The sequence below is a fragment of the Flavobacterium faecale genome, assembly GCF_003076455.1.
GTDB lineage: Bacteria > Bacteroidota > Bacteroidia > Flavobacteriales > Flavobacteriaceae > Flavobacterium > Flavobacterium faecale.
Genome location: NZ_CP020918.1, coordinates 2,206,758 through 2,229,406 on the forward strand (window position 1 = coordinate 2,206,758; position 22,649 = coordinate 2,229,406).

General features: G+C 35.4%; 12 protein-coding genes. 3 read left to right on the plus strand and 9 right to left on the minus strand.

What is annotated here, in order from left to right; translation table 11 throughout:
- From FFWV33_RS09625 to FFWV33_RS09665, 9 genes are all read right to left on the minus strand, one after another.
- Positions 1-1,098 (minus strand): FecR family protein, encoded by a 1,098-nt coding sequence (locus tag FFWV33_RS09625; RefSeq protein WP_108740717.1) that lies wholly within the window; start codon positions 1,096-1,098, stop codon positions 1-3.
- 90 nt (positions 1,099-1,188) lie between these two features.
- A complete protein-coding gene (locus tag FFWV33_RS09630; protein ID WP_108740718.1) occupies positions 1,189-1,797 on the minus strand; it encodes an RNA polymerase sigma factor in 609 nt (202 codons plus the stop codon).
- A 648-nt stretch (positions 1,798-2,445) separates the two neighbouring features.
- On the minus strand, positions 2,446-9,840 hold the full coding sequence (locus FFWV33_RS09635; RefSeq protein WP_108740719.1) for a T9SS type B sorting domain-containing protein: 7,395 nt from the start codon (positions 9,838-9,840) through the stop codon (positions 2,446-2,448).
- A 9-nt stretch (positions 9,841-9,849) separates the two neighbouring features.
- On the minus strand, positions 9,850-10,011 hold the full coding sequence (locus FFWV33_RS19760; RefSeq protein WP_159086002.1) for a transposase: 162 nt from the start codon (positions 10,009-10,011) through the stop codon (positions 9,850-9,852).
- A complete protein-coding gene (locus FFWV33_RS09645; RefSeq protein WP_159086003.1) occupies positions 9,977-10,426 on the minus strand; it encodes a transposase in 450 nt (149 codons plus the stop codon). Before FFWV33_RS09645 ends, FFWV33_RS19760 begins: the two co-directional genes overlap by 35 nt.
- A 22-nt stretch (positions 10,427-10,448) precedes the next feature.
- The gene (locus tag FFWV33_RS09650; protein WP_108739144.1) at positions 10,449-10,841 is read right to left on the minus strand and encodes a helix-turn-helix domain-containing protein; all 393 of its coding nucleotides are present in this window, start codon (positions 10,839-10,841) and stop codon (positions 10,449-10,451) included.
- Between the two features lie 244 nt (positions 10,842-11,085).
- Positions 11,086-13,680: an MGH1-like glycoside hydrolase domain-containing protein gene (locus FFWV33_RS09655; protein ID WP_108742509.1), complete on the minus strand. Its 2,595-nt coding sequence runs from the start codon at positions 13,678-13,680 to the stop codon at positions 11,086-11,088.
- Between the two features lie 2 nt (positions 13,681-13,682).
- Entirely contained in the window at positions 13,683-14,489 is an 807-nt protein-coding gene (locus FFWV33_RS09660; protein WP_108740722.1) for an SDR family oxidoreductase, read from the minus strand.
- A gap of 190 nt (positions 14,490-14,679) precedes the next feature.
- Positions 14,680-17,187, minus strand: a complete 2,508-nt coding sequence (locus tag FFWV33_RS09665; protein WP_108740723.1) for a T9SS type B sorting domain-containing protein — start codon at positions 17,185-17,187, stop codon at positions 14,680-14,682.
- 165 nt (positions 17,188-17,352) lie between these two features.
- Between FFWV33_RS09665 and FFWV33_RS09670 the strand changes: the two genes are divergently transcribed.
- The 3 genes from FFWV33_RS09670 (at position 17,353) to FFWV33_RS09680 (ending at position 22,099) form a co-directional block, all read left to right on the plus strand.
- On the plus strand, positions 17,353-19,581 hold the full coding sequence (locus FFWV33_RS09670) for a B12-binding domain-containing radical SAM protein (RefSeq protein WP_108740724.1): 2,229 nt from the start codon (positions 17,353-17,355) through the stop codon (positions 19,579-19,581).
- Positions 19,582-19,589: 8 nt separating this feature from the next.
- On the plus strand, positions 19,590-20,552 hold the full coding sequence (locus FFWV33_RS09675; protein WP_108742510.1) for an aldo/keto reductase: 963 nt from the start codon (positions 19,590-19,592) through the stop codon (positions 20,550-20,552).
- 512 nt (positions 20,553-21,064) lie between these two features.
- The gene (locus FFWV33_RS09680) at positions 21,065-22,099 is read left to right on the plus strand and encodes an outer membrane beta-barrel protein (protein WP_108740725.1); all 1,035 of its coding nucleotides are present in this window, start codon (positions 21,065-21,067) and stop codon (positions 22,097-22,099) included.
- Positions 22,100-22,649 lie beyond the last annotated feature (550 nt).

Below are 22,649 nucleotides of genomic sequence, written 5' to 3' on the forward strand. Positions count from 1 at the left end.
TTAATTACAACCATCGGATGATATGTTGATTTGATTTTGATTCATTTCATAACTAGTGCTGTTTCCTAATGCTCTACAAATAATTTTCAATTTTTCAGGCAAGGGTTGATCGTTTAGTGACGTGGTCAGATGACAATCTTTTAATTTTTCTTTAGGAAATGTAATGTTTACTAAATAAGCTTGTTCTATCGTTTTAAAAATTTGACTTACCGGAGTGTCGGTAAACTCAAAACTCAGTTGTTCAATAGGTTTCAAGACATCATTCAATTGCTTGTCTTTGGTGATGTCTGTTATTTTATTAAAGACTTCCGATTTTTTTGTAAAACGTATAGCCTCGTTTGGTAATAATGTGATCTCTTTATTTTTAACAGAGTTGAGCGGCAATTTGTTCGATTGTACTTTTACTTTTCCTGTTCTCACAAGAACTTGAACATTGGGTTCCTCTTTAAAAGCACTAATTCTAAAACTTGTTCCAACTACCGTAGTTACAATTTCATTAGCATACACCAAAAAAGGTCTTTTTGGATTCTTGCTAATTTCAAAGAAACCTTCACCAGACAAATACACTTTTCTTTTATTCCCTATAAATAGCTTTGGATAGCTTAATTTACTTTTCGGCTGTAAAAGGACTGAACTACCATCTGACAAAGTGATGGTTTGAGCTTCATTGGTGTTGTTGGTTTGTTCAACAATTTCCTCTTGATTATTAATGATAACTCGATTGTGAAGGATGTCGTTACCAGTTGTTCCTTTAAAATGATTATAAGCTCCAAAAATACCTAACCCCAAAACTAAAACTGCTGCTGCAGCTTTGATGAACTTAAAATTCCAGTTATTGCTTTTTTTGTTTTCTTTTTGTTCAATTTTATTCCAAGTAGCAACAAGAGCAGATTGTAATGTTGCATACGGCATGTTATTTTCAGGTACTTTTAATGCAAGAATCCAAAGTCTAGCTTCTTCGACCAGTTTGGCTCTAGATGGGCTTTCTAATGTCCATCGTTCCCAATCTTGAGCATCAACGTCTGTTCGTACCCAATCCTGGAATGAAACATCGGTTAGGAAGTCTTCGATTTCTGAATAATTATCTCGATTTTGCATTTATAAGTGAGTTTATATTAACATAAAGGACACTTTTGTTGTTCAATACTCGGTAAATTGTGATTTTTTTTAGTTTTTTTTAAATTAAATTTAAGAGAACATCGCTAACACTAGTGATAGCAAGGGATAAGGACTATTCCAATCTTTTCTTAAATTTAATAAAGCACGGTGCAAAAGGTTGTTTGCAGACTGATAATTCATCTTGAAAGTGTCTGCAATTTGATTTACCGTTAGGCCTTGGTGGTAACGTAGGTACAAGGCTTCTTTTTGCCTAGATGGCAATTGATTGATATGTTTATTGAGTTGAGTTGTTCTATCTTTTGTATGCTCATCAATAATTAATTGGTGCTCAATAGAAAAATCAAATAAGAACTCAAGAGAATCAGTAGATTTTGTTTTGCTAAAAATATGATCACGTTCCTGTAATCTCGCAATACGGTTGCGCACACTAGATAACAAATACGCTTTTACATTTGCGTGCTCATTAAGTGAATGCTTGTACAACCACAAGTCTGCAAATACGTCTTGAATGCAATCTTGCACTTTTTCGGTAAAGGGAGAAAAGGAGTTTCCATAACGTACCAACTGCTCATAATATTTCTTGAAAAGGCTCGAAAAAGCTTTCTCATCTCCGGCAATCAGTTGTTGCCAAAGTGTAGTATCATCGATCGTTGTAGTATGTGTAATTTTTAACTTCAAAATTTTGTATTCGGTATCTAATATTATGATTAGGTTAATTTTTTGGTAATTTTACGTTTTAATTAACAAGTAACCAAATATTTTTTGCCAAACTATAGCGATTAGAGAATTTGATGATTAAAAACAAGAAAAAATATTTATTTGCCAGTTTGTTGGGATTAGATTTTTAATTCTACATTTTCGGTATACTGGCTATCCATGAAAAAGAAAGGCTGATTAATAAAATAGATATGTATAATCTCAATTGAAGCCCGATTATGCTCTTAGTTCAAGCTGTTTTTATTCGAAATAGAAAATATAAGGTGGAATTATAAAAATTCAGGGTATTATTTATGATTATAGCCTACAAAAAAACCACCGTTTATTGGTGGTTTAAATTGTATTGAAATCGGTATTCTACCATCAATTAATGTATTTTGAATTGCTTTATAATCTATATCTAAAGCGAATGTAATTTTGTTTTGAATACTAACAAAAAGCTCATGTAGTCAGACACTGTTTACACATGCAAATGATGAGCGATTTTTATCTTGACTGTTTTCAATTACAATTTGCTATAATTGCATTATTTTTTGTTCGATTTATCACTTGCTCGTTAGTTACAATTAGAGAACATTTTTACCTACAATCTGTATTGAAATAGGTCAATTACCTTTTTAAAGTAAAATGACCTCTGTATTCTTTCTTGTCCGCTTTTGTAGCAATAAACCAGTAATCTGTTGAAGGTAGTATCTGTCCGTTGTACGTTCCATCCCAAGACTGGTCTTTCGATAACACCTTAATCAGTTTTCCGTAGCGGTCAAATATTTTCACGATAAAATCTTCTTCAAATTCAGATGACTGAATTCTCCAGGTATCATTGTATCCATCATTATTAGGAGTAAAGAATTTTGGATACATAACTAGGTATACTTCCTCTTCAACATATCCACAACCATTTTTGTCCCTTACAAAAACGGCATATTTCCCAGGAATGAGGTTTTCAAATTGGTTATTATCTTGGTATTTCATTCCGTCAACTGAATATTCGAACGTACCAGTACCACCAACAAGGATAGTAATCGTATTTTGATTGTCCGTCCAATCTTTAGTTTCGATAGAAGAAATTGTTGGTAAAGTAGATTTTTTGACCGTGAAAGATTTAGTACTCGAACAATTGATTGTACCGTAATTGGTAGTTGCTGTCACAGAATAAATACCTGGATCTACAACTGTAATTGAAGGAGTAGTTTCTCCCGTAGACCACAAATAACTATTTTCTGTACCACCTGCAGAAATCGTGATCGAACTGTTTTCGCAAATTGGCACGATGTCACTTATAGGTATGTTGGGTTTTGCAACTACTATTAAGGTTAAAACAGCTACGGCATAGCAAGAGGAATTAGAATTGATTCTGATATAAATTTTATTTGAACCCAAAACCAAATTGTAAGTTGCTGGACTGCTTATTTTTGCTGTGAGTAATTCATTTTCTGCTCCATTTTGTGAAGTGTAAAATGCAAAGGTATGCCCAATTGTGTTTGCAACTACTTTCGAACTATAAGAGGTTAAGTCAACAATTTCTTTCGCATCATTAAGATCATCACAAAGCAATTCTTCATAATCATTTGAGGGTAATGTTGTAATTAAGTCTACTTTCACTGCTAAGCGAGAAACACTTTCGCAACTATTGGCCGTTTGAGAGGCATAATAAATGGTACCATCTGCTATTGGTGTGTTATTTGTCAACAGCAGTCCGTTACTAGCGGAATCATACCATTTTATAGCTGTTCCTGTTACCGTGATACTATTTAAAGTTGGGTTAAGGCTGCTACAAAAAGTTTGATTGGTGCTACCAGTTGGTGCGTTGGTGTTTGTAATAGAAATTAAAACAGGAACCCTCATACTCTCGCAACCGTCAATTGTTTGAGATGCATAGTAAGTGCTTCCATTTTGGATGGTTAGAGTATTTATTTGCTGGCTACCATTAGTGATGCTATCGTACCATTTTATGTTTTGACCAGAAATTGTGATGTCACTTAAAGTTACATTTTGTTGAATGCAATAGGTTTGCGGAGATGTGGCAGTAGGCACAGCTGTGAAATTTGTAAAAGGAATGATAGCTGCAGCTGATGGAGGAGAAATGCATCCAAAACTGTTTTTGATTTTTAACTGATAAGTTGCTGGTAGTACATTATTGGATGTTGCACTCGCTGACCAAGTTACACCATTATCAAAACTATATTCACTTGCTACAGTTTGAATAGTAATTGTTCCATTACTGTTATTACAATCGGGTTGCACAGCAGTAAAATTTGGTGCAAGCGGATAATCTATTGGTGCAAGTATTTCCGCCGCAACTGATGTTGATTCGCAGTAAAAACTGTTTCGAACCTTAACCTGATAATTTCCAGCAATTAATAACCCAGAATTTGGATTGGTTGTATAGGTAATACCATTGTCAAAACTGTATTCAAAAGCCGCACTTGTTATCGTAATCGTTCCAAATGGGTTAGCGCAGGTTGTAGGCTGCACTGCGGTGATTGCTGGAGCCGAAGGTGCATTTGGAGGCGCGTTGATGATTGCCGCAATTGCAAGTGATGGACAACCACTGATTGTTTCTTTTACTACTACTTGATAGGTGCCGGCCGTAAGTGGTCCTGAGGTGTTTGAACTGCTCCATGTTACTCCATTATCAAAGCTAAAAAGTGCAGCAAAACTAGTTACCGAAATCTTTCCAGTAGAAGTTGTACAGTTTAATGGATGTGTTACAGCTACAACAGGAGCATTGGCAACAGTTGGTTTAACGTTGATAGTAACCGAACTTGCTAGTGAAAGACATCCTGAGGCATCTTTTATTTTAATCGAATAATTTCCAGCAGGCAAATCAGTTTGAGTTTTGGAAGTGCTAAAAGTGTTTCCATCATCAAAACTATAAAACGCCGCATTTGTGGTAATTGTAATCGTACCTGTTGCGGTAGAACAATTGGGTTGCACTACAGTATAAAGTGGAGCAGCAAGGTTGCTGGAGGTTGCTTTTATTATAGCTGTAGCTGGATCAGAAATACATCCTGCAGCATTTTTAATTTTTACCTTGTAATCGCCAACCAACAAATCAGATTTGGTATTTGTAGTTACATAAGATAGGCCATTATCAAAACTGTAATAAGAGGCTGGAGTTGTAATTGTGATAGCACCATATAAGTTATTGCAACCAGGGTTGGTTACAGTAAAAGTGGGCGCTGCAATCACGGTGCCAGAGTTAAGTGTTACAGTTGCTGATTTCGAGCCACATGTAGAGGTACTACTTCTAGTTTTGATAAAATAGGTTCCTGCCGCTAAATTTATTTTGGTAGGACTGCTAGTCCATGTTACTCCATCATTAAAACTATATTCACTTGCGGTCGTAACTACTGTTATGCTTCCATCAGTTGTTCCGCAGGAAGTTGGCTGAGTTGCACTAGTGATTGGTGCTGTATTAGTTGCTGGAGGATAACCAATAGAGGTATTCTGTGCGTTAGATTCACATCCTATTGAACTTTTAATTTTTATATAGTAGTAACCCAGCGGTAGATTTGTGTTTTTAGGATTTGTTGTCCAAGTGGCGCCATTATCAAAACTAAATTGACTCGCTGGTGTATTTATCTCAATTGTTCCTGTAGGTACCGCGCAAGAAGGTTGGGTAGTAGTTACTGCAGGTGCCGCTAAGTACGATGCATTAATATTAGTAAATTGACCGAGTGATGTACAGCCCAAATTATTTTTGACTTTTACATTGTAAAATCCTGGAACAGGATTTAGTAAAATAGGATTGGTCGTCCAAGTCTTTCCATCGTCAAAACTATAAAAATCTGCATTTGTTAAAACAGTAATTTTTCCAACAGTACCGCAAGAGGGTTGTATTGTTGATAGTAAAGGATTGGGTAAATAATAAGGGTTGATAGGGACATTAATAAGATACGGACTAGAAGTACAACCCACACTGTTCTTGATCATAACCGTGTAGTAACCAGTCGTTAAATTAGATTTCAAAGGGCTTGTCTGCCATGAACCTCCACCATCAAAACTATATTCGCTCGCAACAGTTGCAATTGTAATACTACCGTTATTTCCGCAATTAGGCTGAACTATAGTGAGATTTGGATTGGGTAAATAGTATTGGTTAATTAGTGTTTGAAAGGAATTAGATATACACCCCAAATTATTTTTAATCTTGATACTATAATATCCAGCTGGTAAATTTGAAAATATAGGGCTTGTTTGCCATGTATTCCCGCCATCTTTACTATAACCAGTTGCAGAAGTTGTCACGGTAATACTTCCTTGCACATTGCAGGTAGGTTGCGTAACAGTAGCGGTTGGAGCGTTGATATAAGGCTCAGTAAAGTTGACAGATTCAGTAAAGGATTCACAACCTAGAGTATTTTTAATCTTTACAGAATAATAGCCCGATCCTAAATTAGAGAAAACCGGATTAGTAGACCAATTACTCCCGTTGTCTATACTATAAGACGCAGCGGTTGTTGTTACGGTAATACTTCCTTTAGTACCGCATATTGGTTGAACAGCTGTATAAGTAGGCCTTGGTTGTATAGAACTTAGGTTAACGTAGTAATAGTTAGAGACGCAACCGGTGCTGTTTTTAATTTTTACATAATAATAGCCCGCTACCAGATTAGAGAAAACAGGATTTGTTGTCCATGTTACACCATCATCAATACTATAATATGCTGCAGTGGTTGTAAAAGTGATGCTTCCATTCACGCCTGCACAAGGATACACAATTGTTAATGTTGGTTTTTGTAAAGTATAAGAATCTAAATATATTCCTTTTGCATTTGATCTGCACCCAGCATTATTTTTCACCATCACATAATAATTATCGCTGGTCAAATTGTTAAAGGTTGCACTTGTAGACCAAGTAACTCCTCCGTCAATGCTATAAAAATCAGCTGTTGAGCTGATGGTTATGTTGCCAATATTTCCGCAAGAGGGATTTGTATAGGTAAAAAACGCATCTTCTAAATAAAACACGTTTAAACTTACATAGAAGGTGTTGGATTCACATCCTGCACTATTTTTGATCTTAAGATTGTAGCTCCCTCCAACTAAATTTGTAAAAATTGGATTACTTGACCAATTACTCCCTCCATCGATACTATATAGTGCTGCAGTTGTAGTTATGGTTATGCTTCCGGTACTACCACAAGTCGGCTGCACGAAGGTGTATTTAAGATCTGTTAAAACAGGATTATTCAAATAGATATAGTTAGTACGCGAAATACATCCAAGTTTATTTTTAATCATTACCATGTAGCTTCCAGAGGGCAACGTTTTCACGTTAGTAGTTTCCCATGTAGTTCCTCCATCAAAACTGTAAAAGTCTGAAAGTGTATTTATTGTGATGCTACCGTCAGTATCACAACCTGGCTGCAAGACGTCTGTAAATGGTTGGTCTAAGTAGGGAACACTCAAGTAGGCGTAATTGGTAAGAGAGGTACAACCAGCTGCATTTTTCACCATTATTTGATATGTTCCAGGATCAAGATTGGTTGCAATATTACTAGTTGTCCAAGTTTTACCATTATCAAAACTATAAAAATCTCCAATAGTAGCAATTGCAATACTACCTCCTGTGCCACAAATGGGCTGGACTACACTAGATTCAGGGTACTTTGTATTTAGGTCAGAAATATAGGCGTTTGTGAATTCCGAAGTACAACCTAACTTATTTTTTATTGCTACAGAATAATTTCCTGTAGTTAAGTCTGTAAAAATATTGCTTGTAACCCAATTTTTTCCACCATCAAAAGTGTAAAAGTCAGCAACAGTATTTACAGTTATATTCCCATTCTCACCGCAAGCAGGATTGATTATTGTAAAAGTTGGTTTCTCTAGCGTTACACTACTGATTAAAATGGTATTAAAATTTGAAATACAGCCTTGATTGTCCTTTGTTCTTATTTTATAAGTTCCGTTTGGAAGTTTGGTTGCTACTGGATTCGTCGTCCAGGTGAGTCCGTCGTCAAAACTATAAAATGCCGCAGAAGTAGTAATTGAAATAGTTCCAAAATCACCACAAAAAGCTGGATTGGTGAAGTTGAAGTTAGGGTAGGACGTAAATGGGGTATAAATCGTAACCTCCAATGGATAAGAAATACAGTCGTTTACGGTTTTTATTTTGACATTATAAGTGCCTGGTGATAAATTGCTTTTTGTAGCATTTGTAGACCAAGTGGTGCCATTGTCAAAACTAATTTGAGAGGCAGGTGAGGTAACTTCAATTGTTCCGGTTGAAATATAGCAGCTAGGTTGCGATACAGTAACAATAGGTACTGTAGCGATTTGTGAAGGCTCAATAGTAACAGAGGCCGAATTACTACAGCCATCAATGTCAGTTACAGTAACCGAATAGGTTCCTATTTTGGTAACGGTTGCGCTTTGGGTTGTAGCGCCAGTACTCCACAAATAGGCTGTACCTGTAGAGGCCGTTAGCACCGTACTCCCTGAGCAAACATTAAGGATACCACTAATTGTAACACTTGGGTTTTTTACCTCTAATGATATGGGAATTACCTTGAAACAAGTCGCATTTTGAGCAACACGTACATACAAGATTTTACTTGTACTGCTGTATGCAGTACTGGTAGAAATTGGATTCGTATTTGCAGTCGCATCTGCAAATGTGGTAAAGTACGTAAAAGTAAATCCTGTTGTTGTAGCTACTAGATTAGAATTCGCATCTGTCAGGTTAAAAATTTCACTTCCATCGTGATTGGCATCACACAAAGATAACTTTGTAGTATTTACAGAAAAGATACATGATGTTGAACAATTTTGGAACGAAATATCCCATCCAGGATTGGCGTCAGGGTCGTTAGCAGCAGAGAACACAGTTCCTGAGCAGGAAGCAATGCCGCTCGTATTATAAGTAGCACTTACGCCAACATTATAATTCGCATTTAAAATATTTGGAAAGTTCTTTGCATCTAGCGTAAAACAAAACTGCTGCTTTGTCTTGTCCAAGCTTGAGGTTGTCGTCGTTTGGTATACTGATTTACCATCGCTATCATACAAATCCAAGGTAATAGTTCCTAAGGTAGCTGTAATTCCACCAGAATTAGGTACAGTATAACTTCCGCAAACATTAATTGGTACTGTGCTACATACTTTATTTAAGGGTTGCAGTTCAATAGACCCTTGTAAATTTTCGTTAGAATGTAAAAGGCAGATATCATCTACATACATATAACCAAAATGTCCTCCCAAACCACAGCGAGAAGCCATAAATTCCACTGTGAATTCTTCATTATTTGGTATAGATGAAATGTCTAATAGGCCCGATTGCCAGTTTTCAGTGTATAGAATTGCGGCATAGCTATCAGGAATTTTGGTAAAAATGCAGTTGGTTTCATCTCCAACGAGACAAAATTCACTCACAACTGTACCGGCTGCATTGATTATTCTGGCCTTGATAAACGGTTGATTATCCTTATGGCTAGAATCATAAACGGTCATCAATACCGTTTTGAAATTAAACTTAAAATAATTTTCATTATTGGTTTTAAATCTTTTTCCTTGAATAATAGACCCATAAGTCGATGAGTTATCATAATTTATTTTTAGTGCAAATTGGTCAAAGGCTTTGATATTCCCTAAGTATGGATCAATTATGTTCGAAGGAACAGTAGTTGCCATCACATTGGTACTGTTCGGATTGTAAACGTCGATGTAGGAGTTGGCCGTATTGGTAATCGATCTGCACTGTGTAGGTCCAGGAGGATCTCCAATTGTATATAAAAAGTTTTTAAGTTTTGATATTCCATTAACCGTCTCTTGTTGTTCAAATCCATTATTGGTACACATCTCAACTGCAGTTTGCGTTGCTAATGCAGCTGAGGCTTTCTTATACTCTAGATTTTTACGTGTCTGTATATTTTTCAAGAAAGTTTTCTTCTCTTCCTCATTCGAAATTAATTCTCCTTTTTCATTTTCAATTTGTATAGTATGTACTTGAGAATAAGTGCTAAAAACAACAAAAAATAAAAGTAAAAAATGTTTCATAAGTAATGGTTAAAATTTAATGTCGTATTTTATTCCAAAATTAGTCAGGACAAAATTTAATTTTTCTTTGAGGTTTTCGAATGATTTATAAGCATCAAAATCTAACCATTGATATTTTATTCTCCGCCATAGAATTTCAATCAGGTTTAACTCTGGAGAATAAGGTGGCAAAAAGTAAATTAAAACATCTTTTTTCTTTCCATTGTTCTATTTTAGCCATAAACTTCTTTGATTTGTGTATGGGAGAATTGTCAAGAATTACAATGGTTTTTTTAATGGTTTGTTCCACAAATCGATTCATAAAACTGATGATTCTATCTGAATTAAAGGTTGTTTCAAGTGTTTCGAAATAGAGTTTATTTTTACGGGTCATTAATCCAACTACATTCTGATATTTACCTTTAGCAGCGGGTAACAAAATTGGATTATCCTTTGTTTGCCAAGCATAAGGCACATTAGGAGAGAGTCCAAAATGACTTTGGTCTCCAAAATATAAATCAATATAACCGCTATCTTCCAAACTCTTTAATGTTTCTATCTGCTCTTGTTTAAATCTAAATTGTTCTTCGTTGCGTTTGCCTTTCAAAGAGAGTCTAGCTCTTTTCCACTTATAGCCCAGTAACTTTTAAAAAATTCTGCAAAGTCTTTTTGCAGATGACAATATTGTGTTGCTCCTCAAAGTAAATTAATACATTTTTTAAATTTCTATTGTGAAGTTCTAATTGCTTGGAAACTTCTTCCGTATAGTCTTTTAAAAGAGTTTTTGCTCCTCTTCCTTCTGATATAGCAAGAGAATCAACCCCAATACTAGCCCAACTATCAAACCAACGTTCAATCGTTCTGCGACTGACTTTAAAAATAGAAGCCAAGTCTTTAATCTTGTGTCTTTGATGTGATAAAACAAGGCATTGACTACGTTTCCTAACAGTATTATTAGGGCTATTTTGGTAAAGGTGCTCTAGTACCAAAACCTCTTCTTCTTTTAGTGTTACATATCTCATAATGAGATAAATATAGTAAATTTTTCATATATTAACAACAAAATACGACATTATTTTATTCTTATTACTTATATGTAAATTACGATCCGACAAAAGTAATTAAATATTCACAAATCTTAATATAAAGTTAAAGAAAAAACCCGCTAAATGGTGAACTTTCAGAAACGGAAAAACCTTCATAAAAACCGAATCTAATTGATCAGGTTTTTATGAAGGTTTTAATAATTTTTAACTATGATTTACTTTATAATTTCGAAATCAATTCGGCAACCACGGCGGTCCATCCTGTTTGATGTGAAGCACCTACGCCACGACCTGTTTCGCCATGAAAATATTCATAAAATAGCACTAAGTCTTTATTTTCTTCCATTTTATAAAAATCTTTGTAATCACCATGTACTACTCTTGCACCATTAGAATCTAGCTCAAAAATAGAAATTATTCTTTTGCTTAATTCCTGAGCTATCTGAGATAAATTCATAAGGTTGCCAGAGCGCGTAGGGAATTCCACTTTAAAACTATCGCCATAAAATTCGCCAAATTTAGCCAATGATTTTATGATTAAGTAATTGATCGGAATCCATATTGGTCCTCTCCAGTTAGAATTTCCCCCAAACATACCAGAAGTTGAATCTCCAGGTTCATACGATATTTCTTGTTCTATTCCCGCGATTGTGATCGAAAATGGATGAAATTCATGGTATTTGGAGACTGCTCGAATGCCGTTATCAGCCAAAAATTCATTTTCATCTAGTAAATATCCGAGTAGTTTTTCTAATCGAAATTTATCCAATAATGAAAAAAGTAAATCACCTTTCTCGTTGGTCTGAACGAAGTTTTCGTCTGAGGTAATGGAATTGAAAAAAGCTCTTCTTTTTTGAAAATCATCCATTTTACATCCGCATTGTTCTGGCAAAATTGCTACAGCAAACATAGAAGTAATTCCTACTATGGATCGAATCTTTAACGACTCTTTACTACCATCAGGTTTGAATAATAAATCATAGAAAAAGTTGTCTTGATAATCCCAAAGTTCTTGATTTAACGAATTGGCAATCAGAATGAAATGTTCATAAAATTTTGTAATTAAATCTTCAAAAGTAGCATCATGTAAAGTGATTTCTATCGCTATTTCCATCATATTAAGCGCATACATCGCCATCCAAGCCGTAGCATCCACTTGTTCAAGAGAATAACCCTCAGGTAAATTATTTCGATCAATCACAGCGATATTGTCCAATCCCAAAAAACCACCGTTGAAGATGTTATTTCCGTTATCGTCCTGCCTGTTTGCCCACCAAGTAAAGTTGATCAACAGTTTTTGAAATATTCGCTTTAAAAAATCTACATCTTGTTGCTTGTAAATCTCGTTCTCAATTTTGTATACCTGCAAAGCCGACCACGCTTGTATAGGAGGATTCACGTCGGAGAAGTTCCACTCATAAGCGGGTATTTGACCGTTAGGACTCATATACCATTCCCGCATGATGAGTAACAGCTGGTTTTTTGCAAAAGTAGGATCAATCATTCCCATCGGAATGCAATGAAAAGCGAGATCCCAAGCGGCGTACCAAGGATATTCCCAAGTGTCAGGCATGGAGATTACATCTTGATTAACCAAGTGCCTCCAATTGACATTGCGTCCCAGGAGACGTTCAGGAGCTAATTCGATATTCTCGGGACTTTGCGTGAGCCACTGATTGATATTGTAATTATAAAATTGTTTGCTCCACAGTAAGCCAGCAAAAGCCTGTCGTTGAATATTCTTTTGATCGTCTGATAGTCCTTTTCGAAAAAAAGAATCAAAAAACGAATTATTTTCAGCTAATCGTGTCTCAAATACTGCTCCAAAAGTAGCATCGAAGGGTTGTTCAATATTTTGGTTTGTAAGCCGTAAATAAATTGTTTTGGTCGAATGTGCTTCTATTTCTAAATCATAAAGTGGAGCACATTTCGTTCCAAATTTTCGATTGACAAGTTGGTTTTTTAATTCTTTATTATGGTTGCAAAGCGCTTCATGAAACGCATCTTTAACAAATACAGAATCATTTTTTTGATTGAAAATTTTTTCCGTATTGGTTTCATTATCTGTAAATAGGACGTCTTCAGTGTCTTGAAAGTACAAATTATAAGTTCCTAAATCGCTATGGTCAATTGCAATACAGTTTTTGGTCTGTAATTGTAAGGTAGGTTTCTGTGGTTCACTATTTTTAGTCCAATTGTTTTTGAACCATAGGGTAGGTAGTACGGTTAAAGGTGCGCTTTCGGCAGAACGATTAACAATCTCAATTTTGATACAAATATCATCAGGATTGTTCTTTGCATAGGTAATGGTAACATCATGGTATCGTTTATCTTCAAGGATTCCGGTATCCAGTAACTCATATTCAGTTTCTAGCTTGGATCGTTTTTGATTGGTTTCAATCAAATCTTCATACGGAAATTTATCGATAGGATATTTATACAAAAACTTCATATAGGAATGCGTCGGGGAATTATCCAAAAAATAGTATAACTCCTTTACATCTTCGCCATGATTTCCTTCGCTATTAGTCAAACCATAGAGTCTTTCCTTTAGAATAGGATCTTTTCCATTCCATAACGCTAGAGCAAAACACAAATTTTGTCTGTTGTCTGATATCCCACCCAGTCCATCTTCGCCCCATGCATAGGCACGTGACCGCGCATGATCATGCGGAAAATAATTCCAAGCATCACCATTAGCACTATAATCTTCTCGTACGGTTCCCCATTGTCGCTCAGAGAGGTAGGAACCCCATTTTACTAGCGGTACTTCTTTTGTTTTATTTTCGGTTATTCGTTTTAATTCTTCATTCATAATCATCCGCCTTTCGAAAAACCTTCAAAAACAGTCATTCCACCGTCTATAAAAATGCTCGCACCTGTAATATAATCAGAATCATCAGAGGCTAAAAAAACCGCTAGATTACCGACATCTTCAGGTTGTCCTATTCGATTATAGGGAATTAAAGACATTAAATCATCCAATGCCTTTGGCGTTTCCCAAGCCTCTTTATTAATAGGTGTCTGAATAGCTCCTGGGCTGATGCTGTTAACTCTTATCTTTCGATCTCCATACTCTTGAGCGAGAGTTTGCATCAACATTTTGATAGCGCCTTTAGATGCAGCGTAATTTGCATGTCCGCCCCACGGAATCAATTCATGCACAGAACTCATGCAAATTATTTTACCCAAAGCTTTTGAGCGTTCAGGAACCATTCCTCTTTTTAGAAACTCACGCACAGCTTCTCGTGCACACAAAAACTGCCCTGTAAGGTTGACATCTATTACACTTTGCCATTGTTGCAATGTCATTTCGTCAAATTTTGCATCCTTTTGCATCCCTGCATTATTCACCAAAATATCAATAGTACCAAAGGTGCTAATAGCCTCTTGAAACATATTATGCACTTGATCTTCCTTACTCACGTCTGCTTTAATAGCAATTGCTTTACTGCCAAATGATTTTAGTTGTTCTACTACCTCATTTGCAGCAGCTGCACTCGAGGAATAATTTACAATTACATTTGCGCCAGCTTTACCTAAAGCTAGGGCAACTCCCATTCCAATTCCAGAACTTCCACCTGTTACCAAAGCGGTTTGTCCTACCAGTTTTTTATCTGCCATTTTATATCGTATTTATAGTTTTCAGAAAAGCAAAGTGCTTTTCTGAGTATAATTTCATATAAATTTATTCAATTAAAAATGGATACTTTAAAGATTAACATTACTTTAATTGATAAGATCGAAAGTTATTCCAAGTCAATAGGGATTCTGTTTTGGAATAAAGTTTTTATCGAAATTGAAAAATAGGGCGCTATCTCTTCAAAGAAAAATGACCTTTAAATTCTGTCCCATCCTTCTTAGTAGCAATAAACCAGTAATCTGTAGCAGGAAGGTTTTGACCGTTGAAGGTTCCGTCCCAAGATTGGTTTTTCAGTAGGGTTTTTATAAGTTTTCCATAGCGATCAAAGACCTTTAATTCCCATCCATCTTCTGGATTAGAGGCAACTAAACTCCAGTTGTCATTGTGACCATCATTGTTAGGGGTAAAAAATTTAGGGTACATAACCAAAGCTACTTCGCTTAATGTAGTACCACAACCGTTGCGGTCACGTACATATACAACATAATTGCCTGCGATAAGATTGGTAAACTGGTTACTGCTCTGGTAGTTCTTATCATCCAATGCATATTCATAATCGCCATTTCCAGTTACCATTACCATTATGGTATTTTGATTGTCTGTCCAATCTGTGGTTTCAATAGCCGTTACGACTGCTATAGTTGATTTTTTTACACTAAAGTTTTTTGTAGTCGTACAAGCAATGGCTCCGTAATTTTTGGTAACAGTTATCCAATAGTCATCCGGGGTGGTAATTATAATTTGAGGAGTGGTTTGCCCTGTTGACCAAAGGTATTGGTCGTAACCCGCATCTGCAGTTATGGTGATTGTAGCATTATCGCAAATAGCTACAGTGTCCGGAATCGTTATTTTTGGCTTATCAACTACCGTCAATTGCAAAACAGCAATTCCGTAGCAAGAGGTAGACGAATTTATTCGAACAAAAAGCTCGTTAATACCTGTCTTTAATGCATACGTAGCGGTTGTCGTAATTTTGGTTGTAGCTAGTTCGTTTTCTGCTCCAGTTTTGGTCGAATAAAAATCAAAAGTATATCCATTTGTGCTTGCAATCAAATTGTTAGTGTATGAATTTAGATTTACAATTTCTTTTCCATCGTTCAAGTCGTCGCAAAGTACTTCACTGTGATCCATTGCGGGTAATGTATCGATTAATTCAATTTGTACCATTTGTCTCAAAATACTCTCACAACTATTTTGGGTTTGTGATGCATAATAGAAGTTTCCATCAACCAAGGGTGTACCAATAACCAACTGCAATCCACCTATAGGCGAGTCATACCATTTTACAGCAGTACCATTAATTGCAATAGTGGCTAAAGTTGGATTTTGACTACTACAAAAAGTTTGCTTTAAAGTTGCTGTTGGTGCAGGGGTGTTTGGAATGTTTATTGAAACGGGAGTTCTTTCACTCTCACAACCATCAATAGTTTGGGAAGCGTAGTACATTATGCCATTTTGCAGTGCTGTTGTATTTAAAAGTAGATTCCCGTTGGCTAGGGAATCGTACCATTTTATACTTTGACCAGTAATTGTAATATCAGATAAAGTTGCATTTTGTTGCAAACAAAAAGTTTGACTTGCTGTAGCAGTCGGTAAAGGTTGTGGTGTAATTATGACGGTTTGATTTTGTGTAGCTTTATTCCCGTTTCCATCGTCATACGTCCATACGATGGTGTACGTTCCGGGTAAATTATACGATAGCGGACTAGTAGTTGTGGCACTAATTGTTCCTGCACAAGCATCGGTAGCTGTTGGTGTTGTTGTGATTTGAGTTTTACAATCGCCAGTGATGGATGGTAGGGTTGCTAAATTGGGAATTGGAGGCTGGTTGTCGTCAAATATAACTTTTACGACAGTTCTAATACTTTCGCACTCACTAGAACCTTGTGAGGCATAATAAGTCGTATTATTATCCAATAGATTAGTATTTGGAATTGCACTGCCTCCAGTTGAAGCATGGTACCAGGACAAGTTTGTTCCCGTAGTAATTATTATATCAGCCAAAGTTTTTGTGTTTGCACTGCAAAAAAATTGAGGTGATGGAATTTCTGGAGCTGGATTTTCTAAAGTGGTAAAAGTAGTGCTTGAGTTTTTCAAAAAGTACCAATTTGTATCGGAGTAAGCGACATCGTCTACAATTATACAGAAAAGATTAGAGTTTCCCCAAAAATTACTATAATGTGATTGTAAAAGATTATTATGACCGTTTTTTAAATTGAGGTAAGTCAATAAATTATTATTACACCAAAGGTTTGTTAAATTGATATTGTTCGATACATCCATTCGAGTTAAAAAGTTCTCTTTGCAATCAATAACTTTTAAATTGGTGTTTTTCGAAATATCCAAATTTGTTAATAAGTTATTATAACAATAAAGAACCGTTAATTTGGTGTTTTTAGACACATCAAGCGTGGTTAATTTGTTGTATTGACAAGCTAAATTTGTTAAATTAGTAAATCCTTCAATTCCAGTTAAATCCGAAATTTCAATACCATAAACAGATACGTTTAAATATGTAATTGAATTAATGGTCGAAGTTAAGATTTTCCCATCGGGAACGCCACTATCAATTCCTCGATAAATAAGTGCTTTTTCAAAATTGACATCAGGTATTTGTGTATATTGTCCATAAAACGAAAAAGACATAAGAAAGAAAATAAAATTTAATGATTTTTTCATTATAAATTGGTACGGTTTTTTATTGCAAAAATCAGGCAAAACAAATATAATTGAATACTTTCAAATTTTTTATTTATTTTGTAATAAAACCAGTTCTTAAAACTTTCAATCAGCTTTAAGATAGAAACTGAAATTATCCCCTATTTTTGCATAAAACATTATCTCTTGAAAACTAAATTACTGCTCATTACCCCACCGTTTACGCAATTGAATACGCCATATCCAGCAACGGCCTACATCAAAGGTTTTTTGAATACCATAAATGTAGCTTCTGTTCAAGCAGATTTGGGTATTGAAGTAATTTTAAAATTATTTTCGAAAGAAGGGTTGCAAGACTTGTTTGCAGCAGGAAGTCAAAAGCTGCAAAGGGAAGATATTTCAACGAATTCGAGAAGAATATTCGCTTTACAAGACGAATATTGCAAGACCATAAACCCTGTAATTGCATTTTTACAAGGGAAAAATCCAACCTTAGCGCTACAAATTTGCCAAGAAGATTATTTGCCTGAGGCTTCTCGATTTGCACAATTGGAAGAACTTGATTGGGCTTTTGGAAGCATGGGAACACAAGACAAAGCCAAACACCTTGCTACTTTATACCTTGAAGATATATCCGATTTTATTGTCGAATGTGTCGATGCTAACTTTGGTTTCAGTCGCTATGCCGAGCGTTTAGGGCGGTCTGCTAATTCGTTTGATGAATTATATGACGCTTTAAATCAAGAGCCTACCTATATAGACGGAATATTTCTTTCGATAGTAAAAGAAAGAATAGAAACCGTTCAACCTACCATGTTTTTAATCTCGGTTCCTTTTCCAGGAAATCTTTACAGCGCTTTTCGTGCGGGACAATGGGTGAAGCAACATTATCCAAATATCAAAATTTCGATGGGTGGAGGTTTCCCTAACACCGAATTACGCTCTCTTACTGATGCACGAGTATTTGAATTCCTAGATTTCATAACGCTAGACGACGGTGAAGCGCCAATCGAAGAGTTGCTATTGAGTTTGGAACAGCCAATAGCCAATAGCCAACAGCCAACAGCCTTAAAAAGAACATTTCTGTTAGAAAATGGAAAAGTTGTTTATAGAAACAATTCGACCAAACCCGACTACAAGCAGGCACAAGTAGGTACACCCGATTATTCGGATTTGTTATTAGACAAATATATTTCGGTGATCGAAATTGTCAATCCCATGCACCGTATGTGGAGTGATGGGCGCTGGAACAAACTTACCATGGCGCACGGTTGCTATTGGGGGAAATGTACATTTTGCGATATTTCATTAGATTATATAAAGATTTACGAACCCGTAGCGGCCAATTTGCTTTGTGATCGCATTGAAGAATTAGTGATTCAAACTGGTCAAACAGGATTCCATTTTGTTGACGAAGCAGCTCCGCCAGCATTGATGCGCGCTTTAGCGCTCGAAATCTTGAAGCGAAAAATTTCTATTACTTGGTGGACAAACATTCGATTCGAAAAAAGTTTTACTGCAGATTTATGCCTTTTATTGAAAGCTTCGGGCTGTATCGCCGTTTCGGGTGGTCTTGAAGTGGCATCAGATAGGCTCTTGAAATTAATAGACAAAGGTGTGACAGTAGAGCAAGTTGCTAAGGTTACGCAACATTTTACGCAGGCCGGAATCATGGTGCATTCGTACTTAATGTACGGATACCCTACACAAACAGTGCAAGAAACTGTGGATAGCCTCGAAATGGTGCGTCAAATGTTTGAAGCTGGCGTATTGCAATCTGGTTTTTGGCATCAATTTGCCATGACGGCGCACAGTCCTGTTGGGATGAATCCAGAAGATTTTGGTGTTATTCCAACTTCTCCTAGTTTGGGAGGTTTAGGAGAGGCTTTTTTTGCCAATAATGATATTGATTTCAAAGATAAAACAGGAATTGATCATGATAAATTTAGTTTCGGCTTAAAAAAATCATTGTTTAACTTTATGCACGGCATTTGCTTTGACTACGAGTTGCAAGATTGGTTCGATTTTAAAATTCCTAAAACTAAGATTCCTATTGATTTTATCGAAAAAGCTTTAGCAAACGATCTTGTTTTGACCACAAAACCTACTGCCAAAATAGTATGGCTTGGAGGAAAACCCGAAATAGATCATTTTACCAAATCCAAAAAAGGGAATTCGTGGGAGATGATGCGTTTGACTTTTCATGATAAAAAAGAAAGTTTTGAGATTCAAACCAACAAAGAAGAAGGAGAGTGGTTGGCTCAAATGTTAGTCAAAATTTCGGTCCATACTAATAAGGTATATACTTTTCAAGAATTAAAAGCCGATTTTGAAAGTCAGCTTGAAGATTTCGAATTGTTTTGGTATTCAAAACCGATACATATAATAAGGAGTTTCGGATTATTAACATTATAAAAAACAAGATGAAATACAATAGATGTGGAAAGAGTGGCTTGTTATTGCCGCAAATTTCTTTAGGCCTATGGCATAATTTTGGTTCTGTCGATAATTTCGAGAATGGTGAAAACATTGTTAAAGAAGCTTTCGATAGCGGAATTACTCATTTTGACTTAGCTAATAATTACGGTCCCGTTCCAGGATCTGCGGAAACTAATTTCGGTAGAATATTAAAAAATAACTTCCAAGGAAACCTGCGTGATCAAATGGTGATTTCGACTAAAGCTGGTTATACCATGTGGGACGGTCCTTATGGAGACTGGGGATCTCGAAAATATTTGCTTTCTAGTCTTGATCAAAGCTTGAAAAGAATGAATTTGGAGTATGTCGATATTTTTTATTCCCACCGTCCAGATCCGGAAACGCCTATTGAAGAAACCATGATGGCCTTAGACTATGCCGTGCGTTCAGGAAAAGCATTATATGTAGGTATCAGCAATTATTCTGCAGAGCAAACTAAAGTGGCTGTTGAAGTTTTAAAGCAATTAGGAACACCTTGTTTAATTCATCAAGCCAAATACTCAATGTTGCAACGTTGGGTTGAAGATGGTTTACTGGATGTACTCGAAGATAAAGGAGTGGGTTGTATTGCATTTTCACCTTTGGCACAAGGATTGCTTACAGATAAATATCTTAAAGGAATTCCAGAACACTCGAGAGCGTCCAATCCTAACGGACATTTAAAACGTGATGAGGTAACGGATGATAAAATCCAAAAGTTGATTCAGTTAAATGAAATTGCTTTAAATAGAAATCAATCGCTTGCGCAAATGGCACTGGCGTGGATAATGAAGGATAACAGAATTACATCGGTACTTATAGGAGCGAGTTCTGTGGGGCAATTAAAAAATAATTTAGACAGTCTAGGGAATACCAACTTTAGTTCTGATGAAATTAACACTATCAATAACATATTAATTAGTATTTAATTGTTCATTTTCAAAAATAAGCTAAAGGTCTCAATTTGTTTTGAGGCCTTTTTTTGTTTTAAAAATCGCTGTTTGTACAAAATCAGTAATTAATTTATTTGAGTATGTAACCCCTATAAATTGAGGGGGTGTGTTGTTTTAATGTTGTTTTATTACTTGTTTAATGGTTAATAAAGACATTATTTTTTACTAAGCACTATTTATTTAAGGGTGTTTGTTGTAAAAACGCATTATTAAATATGTATTTATAAGGGGGAATTATGAGGATAGTCCATTTTTTTGTTTTTGATTTTTGGTTATTAATAAAACGATTCTAAAAGAGGTAAAAAGTAAACTCAAATTTATTTTAGTTAATATTTACTTAATATATTCGCCTCAGAAGAACAAAAAAAAAGTGTATTTGAGTTTTTTGAAATCAGGAAAATTTGAAATTATAATAGTTTTCAAATGTAGTAGTGATTAAAGATTGGGCAAGTACAAGAACAAATTATTAAATCAAAACAAGATTAAACATGAAGAAAGTAATTATTATTTTAGCTTTAGCGCTAACAGGAAACATGGCATTTGCTCAAGACACGCCATTAGAAATCTCTGGTTCTGCGGATCTTTATTATAAATATGATTTTGCTAAAACAGGAAATATTGGAACTAGTTTTGCAAGTGATCAGAATTCACTTTCATTAGGAATGATTGACATTGCGTTGAAAAAAACAACAGGTAAAACTACATTTGTAGGGGAACTTTCTTTCGGACCAAGAGGTCAATACCAATCTATTTTAAATGGTGATGGCAGCCCTGATAATGCATCAAATTCTTTCAATATTCAAAACCTATATGTGGCTTATGCTGCTTCAGAAAAATTGACTTTGACTGCTGGGTATATGGGAACATTTGTTGGATATGAAGTTATTTCACCTTTGGCTAATTTTCACTATTCTACATCTTATTTATTTACGAATGGTCCGTTCCAAAACGCTGGAGTTAAAGCTAATTATGCTTTTTCAGACAAAGTTGGTTTGATGGTTGGAGCATTTAATAATACTTGGAATGTATATTCTGCTGAACCAATGAGAGGATTGAATGCAATTGGTGCTCAATTATCACTAGCTCCTGCAGAAGGTGTTAGTGCTTACATTAACTTCATGGATGGCGCTGACTCAGGTACTATAATAGATTTAACGGCTTCTTTTCAATTGTCAGAAAAGTTCACTTTAGGGTTAAATGCTGCTGACTGGACTGCACCAGGAAGTGGAGATGCTGGTTATACGGGTGTTGCACTTTACCCATCGGTAGCAGTATCTGAAAATTTTGGCTTAGGATTAAGAGCTGAATATTTTAAATCAAAGAAAGATGATGATTTGTTTGGTTTGAATGCAGACAATTCTGTAACTGCATTAACTTTGACGGCTAATCTTAAAGCGGGTGGATTGACTTTTATTCCAGAATTTAGATTGGATAGTGCTAAAAATGATAACTTCATGGATTCTAACATGATGGATACAAAATCTGCTTCTCAGTTTTCTGTAGCATGTGTGTACGGATTCTAAATCATACAATAGCCTAGAACCTAGTGCTGGGCTTATTTAAAAATATTTTTTTTTTGCTGTCAAGACATTCTTTACTAGATGTGTTGACAGTTTTTTTTTGTTGTATCATTTTATGATGGATGAGCTTCTATAATCTCGATTTGGTAAAGTCAAGACGATACCGTTATTTGATAGCTATATGAAAACTGCTATTAATTTATACTTATAATTATTGTCAACATCCTAAAGGTCTATCATTCAATTAAAATGATTTTAGAAATTATTTAGACAAGAAAATCCTTTAAAGGGATATCTCTCATCCCTTTATCTTAGTAGTTTGGTTTGTAAGGTGATTGTTTTCGCCATTCCGCACCGTTAAAGTAAGCATAATGCTGTTTTGAAAAGTTGTAAACCTCGCCAATAATGCTGAAATTTGATAAGCATACAATTTGCTTGCACCTTTTTAACATGATATGAAGTAACGGGGTTTGTTTATTTTCGAAAAGAGTTTAATAAGAAATCCCTCTGTTTATTTTTATCGAATGATATAAAGCTGTTTCAAATTGCATTG